Source organism: Providencia rettgeri (assembly GCF_013702265.1).
Lineage (GTDB): Bacteria > Pseudomonadota > Gammaproteobacteria > Enterobacterales > Enterobacteriaceae > Providencia > Providencia zhijiangensis.
On the sequence record NZ_CP059348.1, the window covers coordinates 528,702 to 541,001 of the forward strand.

At 48.0% G+C, this 12,300-nt stretch carries 10 protein-coding genes; 9 read left to right on the plus strand and 1 reads right to left on the minus strand.

Annotation, left to right across the window (positions count from 1 at the left end; translation table 11 throughout):
• Positions 1–175: 175 nt before the first annotated feature.
• The 6 genes from H0913_RS02375 to H0913_RS02400 all read left to right on the plus strand — a co-directional run bounded on the left by H0913_RS02375 (position 176) and on the right by H0913_RS02400 (position 6,201).
• Positions 176–961 (plus strand): SDR family oxidoreductase, encoded by a 786-nt coding sequence (locus tag H0913_RS02375; protein ID WP_154602034.1) that lies wholly within the window; start codon positions 176–178, stop codon positions 959–961.
• A 35-nt stretch (positions 962–996) separates the two neighbouring features.
• Complete coding sequence (locus H0913_RS02380) at positions 997–2,244, plus strand: styrene monooxygenase/indole monooxygenase family protein (protein WP_154602035.1); 1,248 nt, start codon at positions 997–999, stop codon at positions 2,242–2,244.
• 11 nt (positions 2,245–2,255) lie between these two features.
• Complete coding sequence (locus H0913_RS02385) at positions 2,256–2,792, plus strand: flavin reductase family protein (RefSeq protein WP_225577094.1); 537 nt, start codon at positions 2,256–2,258, stop codon at positions 2,790–2,792.
• 14 nt (positions 2,793–2,806) lie between these two features.
• Positions 2,807–3,589, plus strand: coding sequence for a cyclase family protein (locus H0913_RS02390; protein WP_154602036.1), 783 nt, complete (start codon positions 2,807–2,809; stop codon positions 3,587–3,589).
• Positions 3,590–3,592: 3 nt separating this feature from the next.
• On the plus strand, positions 3,593–5,206 hold the full coding sequence (locus H0913_RS02395) for a phytoene desaturase family protein (protein ID WP_181477931.1): 1,614 nt from the start codon (positions 3,593–3,595) through the stop codon (positions 5,204–5,206).
• A 98-nt stretch (positions 5,207–5,304) separates the two neighbouring features.
• A complete protein-coding gene (locus H0913_RS02400; protein ID WP_154627248.1) occupies positions 5,305–6,201 on the plus strand; it encodes a SphA family protein in 897 nt (298 codons plus the stop codon).
• A gap of 176 nt (positions 6,202–6,377) precedes the next feature.
• Here H0913_RS02400 and H0913_RS02405 read toward each other — a convergent pair whose 3' ends face one another.
• A complete protein-coding gene (locus H0913_RS02405; RefSeq protein ID WP_154602038.1) occupies positions 6,378–7,385 on the minus strand; it encodes an AraC family transcriptional regulator in 1,008 nt (335 codons plus the stop codon).
• A 717-nt stretch (positions 7,386–8,102) separates the two neighbouring features.
• On the opposite strand from H0913_RS02405, the gene H0913_RS02410 reads away from it, so the two are divergent.
• From H0913_RS02410 to H0913_RS02420, 3 genes are read left to right on the plus strand one after another with little or no spacing between them, the layout of a single operon-like run.
• Positions 8,103–10,301, plus strand: coding sequence for an indolepyruvate ferredoxin oxidoreductase subunit alpha (locus H0913_RS02410; RefSeq protein WP_181478654.1), 2,199 nt, complete (start codon positions 8,103–8,105; stop codon positions 10,299–10,301).
• Between the two features lie 8 nt (positions 10,302–10,309).
• Entirely contained in the window at positions 10,310–11,854 is a 1,545-nt protein-coding gene (locus H0913_RS02415; RefSeq protein WP_230089105.1) for an indolepyruvate oxidoreductase subunit beta family protein, read from the plus strand.
• Positions 11,855–11,864: 10 nt separating this feature from the next.
• Positions 11,865–12,287: an acyl-CoA thioesterase gene (locus H0913_RS02420; protein WP_181477932.1), complete on the plus strand. Its 423-nt coding sequence runs from the start codon at positions 11,865–11,867 to the stop codon at positions 12,285–12,287.
• Positions 12,288–12,300: the final 13 nt, after the last annotated feature.

The following is a 12,300-nucleotide window of genomic DNA, read 5'->3' on the forward strand; positions in this document are numbered from 1 at the left end:
GGATAGCCACTGCAAAATGTGGCTATTTATCCATTATTATCATCATGTTATTAATCAAATAGCCGCGCTGTGTGGATAATCTTTGCGCATATGGGCTACCGATTTTTGCCTTTTTTGCGTAATGATTCGTCATGTTAATTTTTTGTGAACGAATGAGAGCAAAGAGGGCACAGTGATGAAAGGTCTGAATAACAAAATTGCCATCGTGACGGGTGGTGCAACCAAAATAGGCGCAACCGTAGCAAAAATCTTATGTTCCTATGGGGTCAAAGTCACTATTTTCGATATCGACAAAACCAACGGGGAAAGTGTGGCGCAATCGGAGCCCAATATTGACTTTCTGCCCGTGGATATCACCGATGACCAACAATTAAAGCAAGGCATTGATCGCGTTGCGCAAAAATATGGGCAACTCGATTTTTTGGTTAATCTGGCCGCCACCTATCTGGATGATGGCCAAGCCTCTTCACGTCAAGACTGGCTAACGGCATTAAATATCAACGTGGTGAGCGCCGTGATGGCTGCGCAATTTGCCAAACCGCATTTAGCCAAAGCAGGTAAAGGGGCGATTGTTAACTTCACCAGTATCTCTTCCTCGGTGGCGCAAACAGGTCGCTGGCTTTATCCCGCATCGAAAGCCGCCATGCTAGAAGTAACGCGTAGCCAAGCGATGGATTATGCCCCCGACGGCATTCGCGTCAATTCCGTTTCCCCTGGTTGGACATGGTCTCGGGTGATGGACGAACTGACTGGCGGCGACCGCCAAAAAACCGACCGCGTCGCGGCGGATTATCACCTTTTACAACGTGTTGGAGACCCTGAAGAGGTGGCTCAAGTTGTGGCATTCCTATTGTCTGAGCTGGCGAGTTTTGTCACTGGCGCAGATTACGCGGTCGATGGTGGATACTCCGCCATGGGGCCTGAACAGGCGAAACCCGCCATTCCCCGTCTTGCAGAATAAGACACCCTGATTTTAATTTTATCGAGGAATTCACTATGCGTCGTATTGCAATCGTAGGTGGTGGTCAGGCGGGTATGCCATTGGCATTAGGGCTGCTGGACAAAGGTTATGACGTGACGGTTGCCACCAACCGTACCCCAGATGATGTGAAAAATGGCCGTGTAATGTCTAGCCAATGTATGTTCGATATTTCACTGCAATTTGAGCGTGACTTAGGGATCAACTTCTGGGAAGACAAATGCCCACCCGTTGAAGGCATTGGCTTTACCGTCCCGCATCCTGAAAAAGCGGGTGAAAAAGCCATTAGCTGGCGCTCACGTATTGATAACTATGCCCAAGCCGTTGATCAGCGCATCAAAATGCCTTACTGGCTAGAGTTATTCGCAGCGCGTGGCGGCAACTTGATGATTGAAGATGTGGGCGTCGCAGAGTTAGAGAAACTTGCCGAAACCCACGATTTAGTGATCTTAGCGGGGGGGAAAGGGGAAATCGTTAAGCTGCTAGAACGTGACCCGACTCGCTCACCGTACGATAAACCTCAGCGTGCGCTAGCGCTTACTTATGTTCACGGCATGCTGCCAACCCCTGAATTTTCACAAGTTTCATTCAACCTGATACCGGGTGTGGGGGAGTATTTTGTGTTCCCATCCCTCACCAATAGTGGCGACTGCCACATCATGGTTTTTGAAGGTGTGCCAGGTGGGCCGATGGATCAATGGGGAGAAGCGCGTACGCCACAAGAGCATTTGGCCTACAGCAAAAAAATCATCGATACCTATTTACCTTGGGAAGCAGAGCGCTGCCGCCATGTGGAACTAACGGATGAAAACGGTATTCTGGCAGGGCGCTTTGCGCCAACAGTTCGTAAGCCAGTTCTCACGCTGCCATCAGGGAAAATTATCTTCGGTTTAGGGGATGCATTAGTCACCAACGATCCACTCACTGGACAAGGATCGAATAACGCCACGAAAGCCAGCAAAGTCTATTACGACGCGATTTTAGCCCGTGGTGACAAGCCGTATACCGCGGAATGGATGAATGAGACGTTTGAACAATTCTGGAAATACGGTCGCCATGTTGTTGAGTGGACGAACGCTCTATTAGCGCCGCCACAGCCACACATTCTTAATGCATTAGGCGCAGCGCAACAGCTGCCAACCTTAGCGCACACCATCGCGAATGCCTTTAACTATCCACCGGTTCTTGCACCATGGTGGCACGATGCCCATGCCTGCGATGCGTATATTCAATCGCTGATGCAAGAAGAAGTTCGCGCTTCGTAGGAGAAATCAGTATGTCGATGATTGCAGAGGACACGCTTATGTGCGAAAGCGAATGGGGTCATACCGAGTTTGAATCAAAAACCTTACGCAATTTACTAGGCTGCTACCCCACTGGGGTAGCCGTTGTGACCACCCGCACCCCTGATGGACGTGACGTTGGGTTGACCATCAATTCATTCGCATCACTGTCGTTAGATCCGCCTTTAGTGTTGTGGAGCTTAGTGAATCATTCACCCAACCTTGCGGTATTTCGTGATTGCCAACATTTCACGATCAATATCTTAGGTAAAGATCACCAAGAGTTGGCGATGCGTTTTGCTAATCCTCGAGTCGAAAATAAATTCGAAGATGTCGCCGTGCACATCACGCCAGAAGGGATCCCCGCCTTACACGGCGCGATCGTGACGTTAGTGTGTGAAAACCACAAGCAGGATCATATTGGCGATCACTTATTGATGGTGGGGCATGTGCGCCGTATTGGTAGTGAAACGGGCAAGCCTTTAGTTTTCCACGGCGGCACATTTACCGCCTTACATGAAGCGCAATAGGCGCAGGAGATAGTATGGAACAGCAAACTTTGATGTCATTCGCCAGCGAGTTACAAAAAGGCAATATTCAGATTATCGACCTGACACAAACTTTATCGCCTTCATTTCCAGCATTGCAACTGCCAGCTGAGTTTGGGCAAGTGTGGTCATTCAAAATGGAGCAAATCTCCCGTTATGATGAAAACGGCCCCGCTTGGTATTGGAATAATTTTAGCTGCGGCGAACACACGGGTACCCACTTTGACGCTCCCGTTCACTGGATCAGCGGTAAAGATCAGCCAAAAAACACCGTTGATACTATCCCGCTCCACCACTTTATTGCCCCAGCGGTAGTGGTTGATGCAAGTAAAGAAGTCGCGCAAAACCCCGATTGGGTCTTAACTGTGGACTTCCTGCAAAAATGGGAAGAGAAACACGGCAAAATTCCAAAAGCGGCATGGGTTTTACTGCGTACGGATTGGTCGAAAAAATCCGATAACCCAGAAGCGTACGTGAATATGCGCGAAGATGGCGCTCATACGCCGGGGCCTTCTCAAGAAGCGGTTGAATGGCTTATCCACCAACGTGACGTTAAAGGCTTTGGGGTTGAAACCATCAATACCGATGCAGGGCAATCTTACAGCTGGCCTGTGCCATACCCGTGCCACACGCTAATGCACGGCAACAATAAATACGGCCTGCAATGCTTGAAAAACCTCGACCAACTACCGGCTACTGGAGTGGTGATCGTCGCAGCGCCCCTAAAAATTGAAGGCGGCTCGGGCAGCCCATTACGCGTGCTTGCGCTGGTGGGGTGAGGTATGGCGACCTTATCCAACCCCCAAGTGATCGTGGTCGGCAGCGGGATGAACTCGCTGATGTGCGCCGCCTTATTGGCGGTGCGTGGGAAATCGGTCTTGGTTCTAGAACGTAACGATCGCCTTGGCGGTTGTATTCGTACCGAAGCGTTATTTGAAGGCTACACTCACGACCTACTTTCTTGCTGGTATTCACTGTTCGTTGGTAGCCCTGGCTACCAAGAGTTAGCGCCATTGCTTCAAAAACAGGGTTTGGAATTCGCGCAATGCGACTATTCCACTGGATTGGTGCAGCCAAATGGAAAATCAGTGGCATTAAAGCGAGATATTGCTGAGGCCGCCAAACAGCTGGATGCTCTCGCCCCCGGTGACGGTTTAGCGTTTCGTCAAATGGCCGAAAAACTGTTTAGCGAAGATGCCGCACTGACATTTGGTCTATTAGGACAAAATCCTTACAGTGGTGGCATGTTCAAATTACTGTTTTCCGAGTGGCGCAAACGCGGGGTTGATGGTTTGCTGGATTTCGCTAAATCCGGCGTGGAAAGTTTTCGTCGCTGGTCTGAGCGGGAATTACAGCATGATTTCAGCCGTGCGTTGATGGCACCGTGGGTGCTGCATACAGGGTTAGGGCCTGATGAAGCCAGCTCGGCGCTGATTGGCAAACTGACGTTTGCCGCAGTTGTGGCGGGTGGCATGCCCGTTGTTAAAGGCGGCAGCTACCGAATTGTTGACGCGTTCGCCAAAGTGATTGAGCAACATGGTGGCGAGTTACGTACCAGCGCTCATGTGGAGAAGATCATCACACAAGGCAGCGGTAAAAATAGCCGTGCCACAGGGGTTCGTGTGAATGGGCAGTTTATCCCTGCGAGCGAAAGTGTGGTGTGTAACGTGACGCCAACTCAGCTATATGGCGGCTTGCTTGATGAGGTTTCGCCACAAGTGAAGCAGCGGGCGAAAGGCTATCGTTATGGTCGCGGTGGGATGCAAATCCACTTTGCGCTAAGTGCGCCACCGCCTTGGTGCAACCCTGAACTACTCAATGTGCCATTGGTTCATTTCACGGAGAGTATGGAACAAGTGTGCATGTCGGTTACGCAAGCCAATAATGGCTATCTGCCGGATCGCCCGACGTTTGGGATCGGTCAACCCACCACATTAGACCCAAGCCGTGCTCCTGAAGGCGGGTGGATCTTGTGGATCCAAATGCAAGAATTACCTCGCCATCTTAAAGGGGATGCGGCGGGAGAAATTGCGATCCCTAAAGATGGACGCTGGAATGATGAGGTGCGTGAAGCAGTCGCTGATCGCATTCAACAGCGTTTGGAAATAGTGATGCCCGGTGTGTCTGATTTGATCGTTGGCCGCAAGGCGATTTCCCCCGCCGATCTCGAACGTTATAACTGCAATCTGGTGGGTGGGGATCCGTATTCAGGAACCTGTTCGCCAGATCAATTCTTTTGGTTGCGACCGTTTGCCGCTTCAGGGCAGACCAAAGCGCATCAAACGGCAGTCAAAAATCTGTTCCATATTGGGGCATCAACTCATCCGGGTCCCGGTCTTGGCGGGGGCTCTGGGTATTTAGTCGCTGAGAAATTAGCAGCGAAGAAAAAGCGGTAATAGAGAATAGGCTTTAGTCGATTCAAGGCAAGACAAACACAGCAAACATAAAAGTAAACATATAAAAAATATCATAAAACCACTACAGCGGCAGGTAAATGATGAATAAAGAAATGGTGAATAAGCTGCTCGTCGGCTCGTGCTTGGGTGCACTGTCATTTGGTGCTGTGGCAACAGAAGGGGGCGGTCTTGGGATCTACCCTGATGGGCTAGAAAACTTTATGTCTGGCGCATTGCCACCGCAAGGTGTTCATGTGCTGGTCTATGGTGGAAATGCCCACTATGACAGTGTTCGTGACAACAAAGGCGATAAAATTCCAATCCCCGGTTTTAGTGTGAATGTGAACGTACTCGCACCACGCTTTATCTGGGTGACTGACCAAAAAGTGTTTGGTGGCGATTTAGCGTTTCACACCATTCTTCCTTTGTTGGATGTGACGGCAAAGGCAGCAGGGAATAAAGAAACCAGTCGTGGACTTGGGGATATTACTTTCGGCCCCGCACTCGGTTTCCATCCTTCCGCTGATTTGCATTATGTCTTAGGGCTGGATGCTTACGCACCAACCGGAAAATACAGTAAAACTGACCCATCAAGTTTAGGGAAAAATTACTGGGTATTACAGCCAGTGTGGGCAATCAGCTACATTCCACCTGTCGGGGTGAACGCGGATTTAAAAATGATGTATGACTTTAATTTCCGTAACAATGATACGGACACGCGTTCAGGGCAAGCATTCCACGCCGATTATGCATTAGGCTGGGGCTTTGGTAATGGCTGGGTCGCGGGTATTGGGGGCTATGGATTTATGCAAACCACCAATGACAGCGGTCCAAACTCAGCACAAGGTAAGGCTCAAGCCTTCGCTGTGGGTCCTTCAATCCGTTATGCAAACCCACAAGGTTGGCTATTTACGGCAAAGTGGGAGAAGGATTTTTCTGTGAAAAATCGCCCAGAAGGTTCACAAATTTACCTCAAAGCATCTATTCCGTTTTAATTCCTTCCTCTTCAATATTGGCAGCCGAAAGGCTGCTGATATTGAAGTACATAATTCCTATTACCTATTTTCATTTTCAGGTGGTAGTCGAGTCTTCCATATATGAAAAAATGACCGTACAGCTCGCTAATCAGCCATACGGTCATTTTAATCTAGACTGGTTTTACTACATGAATTTACGCTTTTTTCATACTTTGGCTTGGACTCTCTCCATAGCGTTGCTTATATTCTGCGCTAAACCGTCCCATATGGGCGAATCCCCAACGCAATGCTACGCCAGTCACGCTGGTGGCTTCCCCTGACATCAATTCGGCTCTAACTCGCTCCATACGCAAATCACGTAAATATTGCATTGGGCTAATATCTAAAAACTCTTTAAAACCAGCATATAAGCTGCGCAAACTGACGCCAGCAATATGGGCGAGTTGTTCAACGGTAATTGGCTCGTGGGCGTGTGCTTCGAGATACTCTTGAACGCGGCGCACATGACGCGGGCGAATGGTGGCACGGCGCATACCGGAATCTTCTAAATAATTATGTTGGTGGGTGGAAAGTAGAGTGACAGAAACCAATTGTTCTACTTGGGTGGTTATCAGCTTATGTTGCAGTAAATCAGGCGTGCGCGTAGCGCATTCAACCAAATAATTCATCAACGTACGCCATGCAATACAAGACTGCCAAGCAAACCCTAATTCAAAAACTAACGGTTTCTCTAAGGTATGCCCAAGTTGCCCAACCAACGTACGCTCTAATAAAGAACGAGAAATTCTCAGCATAAATTGGTCATTATCACTGTTCCAACGCATCACCGTAGACTCTTCTGGGCTAAGTAAAGAAGCCATCTGCGGTGTGGATTCTAAGGTTTTCCCGCCGCTTTCGATCATTGCACTACCTGACAATGGCATTTGCACCAGAAAAAAATCTTCCAGTTGCCCGGGAGTGATAGCCACATCAGCCCCATAGCGTAGGCGGCTGAGGGAAATATCCCCCATTGGAATGTAATGCATTCGAGCATCAAGACGTTGATGCGGGTTAAGTAACTGAAATTGATGGGGCTTCATCACGCGACCCACCATGGATTTGATCTCTTCAGGATCAGCTGAACTGAATAATAATCGCTCAGAAGAACAGAGTTGGTTCTCTATCTGAGGTGCAGGTGCGTAAGGCCATGAATTGCTCAACATAAGGAGGTGCCTCCAAAGTAAACACTGTGCCCTTGATAGGTTGCCTAGCGAGTGTCGCGATAAGCTAGAATCCTCGAGGGGCACTATGGGATATTTCGATATCTCATTGTTATTTTTTTATTATCTTCGACTTATCACGCAGGTCGATTTTGTTAACATTTCATTAAACAATTTTTAACCAATTGTGCTTCCGAACATAGCATAAAGGAATTTGCTTACCTAGCCATATTTGTGCAAAAACTATCCGAATACTGCAAAAAAATAGAGAGAATTCACTGATTGTGATTTCTATAACAAACTAAAAAATAAAGTTATTTTTATTAAATGTTAGTTTTAAATATATGATTATTCATATTGTTTTATATATTTCTCTACCTATTAGTTAAGCAAAAAGTTATCTATGGTGGAATTTCATTTTTTATTAGAGGAATACTCTAATACCCTTATATTTGTAAGGGATAATTAGGATTATTAGTTGATTAATTAGGGAAATTAGCCATGGCTTTCTTTGGTGGTGATTCTTATCAGTCGTCCCTTTCCCTGACATTTTTTCATTATTTTACAATGATTTTGTCCGCTCTATGCACCCCTTATCCACTCTCTGCAAAAATCTAATATACATGATTAATCATGGATTGACCGTTTATTAACAAATGAGATACAAGAAAGAAACACAAAAAAGATAACAACGTGCTGACGTTGACTGGTGAGGTTAAAATGGCTGAGCGCTCGTTTGTTCAAGAAGTTCAAAAATTACGGCAGGGTGAAGGTGAAGTCTTCAGCGGTGAAGGGATCCTTGCCGTTACGAAAGCATTACTCGAATCAGGGGTTTCCTATGTGGCAGGCTATCAGGGAGCACCCATTTCCCACTTGATGGATGTGCTGGCAGATGCGCAGGATATCCTATCGGACTATGGTATTCGTTTCGAAAATAGCGCCAGTGAAGCCACTGCCGCCGCGACTTTAGCCGCATCGGTTAATTACCCTTTACGTGGTGCAGTGACATTCAAAGCAACAGTTGGTACTAACGTGGCTTCTGATGCATTAGCAAACTTAGCCTCTGGCGGAGTACTGGGTGGTGCGTTGATCATCGTCGGCGAAGATTACGGCGAAGGTTCCTCCATCATGCAGGAACGTAGCCACGCATTTGCTATGAAATCCCAAATGTGGCTACTCGACCCTCGGCCTAATTTACCTTGTATTGTTCAAGCAGTTAAAGATGGTTTTGATCTTTCCGAAGCCAGTAATACCCCAGTTATGCTGCAAATGCGCATTCGCTCTTGCCATGTTCATGGACAGTTCACATGCTCTGATAACCAACACCCTAAATTTACGGTCAAAGATGCGTTAGAAAACCCAACTCGTGACGTGAGCCGCATCGTGTTACCGCCAGCCAGTTTTTTACATGAAAAAGAGAAAATTGAGGCTCGCTGGCCTGCTGCCATCAAATTTATTCAGCAACGTGAACTCAACGAATTTTTTGCGGAAGATGCCGAAGATGTGGGGATCGCCTTACAAGGTGGCAACTACAACACGCTGATCCGCGCATTAAACCAGATTGGTCTCGCCGACGTTTTTGGTAATAGCAAAATCCCGTTGTATGTCATGAATGTAGCGTACCCGCTGATTGATTATGAATTTGAACGCTTTTGCCGCAATAAAAAAGCCATTTTGGTTTTAGAGGAAGGGCAACCCAACTTTGTTGAGCAAAACGTGGCGAATATTTTACGTCAACGCAATATTGATGTGGCGCTGCATGGCAAGGATATGCTGCCAATGGCGGGAGAATATAACACCGCGACGGTATTGGCGGGGCTGCGTTCATTTTTCGAACGCTATGGCAAAATTGAGCCACAAGTGAAAGCGGCTGCAAATCAGATTCGTATTCCAACCATTAATGTCGCGGCCGTGAAAGCCGACGATGACCTGCCTGAATATGTGAACGCTGCGGAACCTACTCTGAATGAAACGGTACATGCGCGCCCACCAGGGTTCTGTACTGGCTGCCCTGAACGACCCATTTTTACTGCAATGAAGCTAATTGAGCGTGAATTAGGCGAACACCATGTGAGTGCGGATATTGGCTGCCATTTATTCTCGATTCTGCCGCCATTTAACCTCGGTAACACCACAATGGGTTACGGGCTGGGTGGCGCGGGTGCTGCTGCACTCAACGCGAAGGCGGGTAAACGGGCGATTTCTGTGATGGGAGATGGCGGTTTTTGGCATAACGGGTTAACCAGCGGTATTGCTAACAGCGTATTTAACCGTAGCGATAACTTAACCATTGTTGTTGATAACAGTTATACCTCAGCAACGGGTGGACAAGATATTTTGTCGTCAACGGCGCTAAATCCGACTCGCAGTACTGGTCATGAGATTGAAAAAGCCGTTAAAGGTGTTGGGGTGAACTGGGTGAAAACCATCACCCGTACCTACGATTTAAAAGCCATGACGAACACCTTGCGTGAGGCGCTGACGACGACAGAAAGCGGTCCTAAAGTGTTAATTGCGCAAAGCGAATGTATGTTGAACAAGCAGCGTCGCGAAAAGAAAAAAGTCCGTGAAGATGTTTCAGCAGGCAAGCGAGTTGTCCGTGAACGTTTTGGTGTTGATTCAGATACTTGCACGGGAGACCACTCCTGTATTCGTTTATCGGGTTGTCCATCTTTATCAATCAAACCTAACCCAGATCCTTTACGGACAGATCCAGTCGCGACAGTGATGGATAGTTGCGTAGGCTGTGGGCTGTGCGGTGAAGTCTCCCATGCAGCAGTGCTGTGTCCTTCATTCTTTAAAGCTCAGATTATTACCAATCCAAATGGTTGGGACAAACTGCGCCACCGTGTTCGCGGCTGGTTTATTGGCTTCTTGCAGCGTCGTGATGCACGCCGCCGTGAACAACTGAGTTTTTAGGGGGGCACATGACTCAATCTTTAATGACTTCTAAACCGTTAATGACTTCTCAACCGCTAATGGCTTTGCAGCCGATCAAAATCGCCATCCTCGCGATGGGCGGTGAAGGTGGTGGCGTTCTCGCCGATTGGATTGTCAATCTTGGCGAAGATAACGGTTATTTTGCGCAAACCACTTCTGTTCCAGGCGTGGCACAGCGTACTGGGGCAACAATTTATTATGTTGAATTATTCCCTGGTGCTGATAACCCGCAAACTCCTTCACCTGTTTTAGCGTTAATGCCAATGCCCGGTGATGTGGATGTGGTGTTGGCTTCAGAGCTGATGGAGGCTGGGCGCGCTGTACAACGTGGCTTTGTGACTGCGGAGCGTACCACGCTGATTAGTTCGACCCATCGGGTTTATTCCATCGCAGAAAAATCGGCTATGGGGGATGGGCGAGTGGATAGCCAAGCGTTGATCCGCCATGCGGGGCAAGCCGCCCGTCAGTTTGTGCATTTTGATATGGCGCAAGCGGCGCAAGAGAGTGGCAGCGTGATCAGTGCTGTACTGTTTGGAGCGCTGTTTGGCTCGGGGGTTCTGCCCTTTAGCCGTGAACAATTTGAAGAAACCATCGTTCGTGGTGGCGTTGGTGTGAAACCGAGCTTGCGGGCATTTGCATTGGGTGCTGAAAAAGCGGCTCAGCCTGAAGAAGCTTATCAAGCAGAATCTGCAAAAACGGTAGAAAAAACGCCAAAAAACAAGCATGTAGCTGCTCTCCTTTCTCGGATTGAAAGTCAGTTTCCTGACCATGTTCACTACCTTGCGACCGAAGGTGTTCGTCGGCTGGTTGATTATCAAGACCCTGCGTATGCCGAAACGTATCTCAACCGATTACAAGGGCTGTTTGCGCAAAAAGGCGGTGATGACCCGCGTTTACAACGTGCGCTAGTGCGCCACTTAGCGCTGTGGATGTCTTATGAAGACACCATTCGCGTTGCGGACTTAAAAATTCGCGATAGCCGCTTTGCCCGAGTACGCAGTGAAGTCCAAGCGAAAGATAACCAATTGCTCGACATCAATGAATTTATGCATCCAAGAATCGAAGAGATTTGCGAAACGCTTCCCAAAAGTTTAGGCAACTGGTTGATGAAACCACATTGGGTACACAAAGCCGTTCGCAAATTGACGCAAAGGGGACGAACAATCACTACCAGTTCCTTGTGGGGATTCTTACAGTTGTACGTGCTAGCCGCATGGCGCAGAGGGCGTCGCTCAACGCTGCGTTATCAGCTTGAAAATAATCGCATTGAAAAATGGCTAGCCACCGTCGTGCAAGCCGCAAAAAGTAACCCTGCTTTGGCAACCGAAATTGCGCAATGTCAGAGAGTGGTGAAGGGGTATAGCGACACTCATGCTCGTGGATTGCGCAATTTCCAAGTTTTGATGGAGATTGTTGAACGTCATGGTAGCCAGCTAGCACCGATTAATTTACGTGAATTACGTGAAGCGGCGCTGGCGGATGAACATGGTAATGAGTTGAAAAAATGCCGTCAGCGTTTGGCGATGGAATAAGGATAGCATCATGAGTTTACTGACATTTTCTCAAAACCATCGGATCAATTTTTCAGAGTGTGATCCCGCAGGGATCGTGTTTTACCCGCAATACTTCGTGATGTTTAACAACCTCATTGAGCGTTGGTTTGATGAACTACTCCCTGAAGGATTTGCGGGGTACATCCTCGATCAGCGCTTTGGTTTGCCCACGGTGCATTTAGAGGCGGATTTTAAAGCGATTAGCCGTATGGGGGATGATGTTCAGCTTGAGCTGCATGTCGAACGCATAGGCGGTAAATCACTGACTTTACGTCAACGCTGTATCAGCCTTGATGGCGAGTTGCGCATGGAAGTGACGCAAACTTATGTCACTACATCACTGATTACGCATCAGGCTATTCCAATTCCTGAAGCACTGTATAGCGCCTTAACCCAGCAGCAACCGGTGTAATGGCACAACGTAA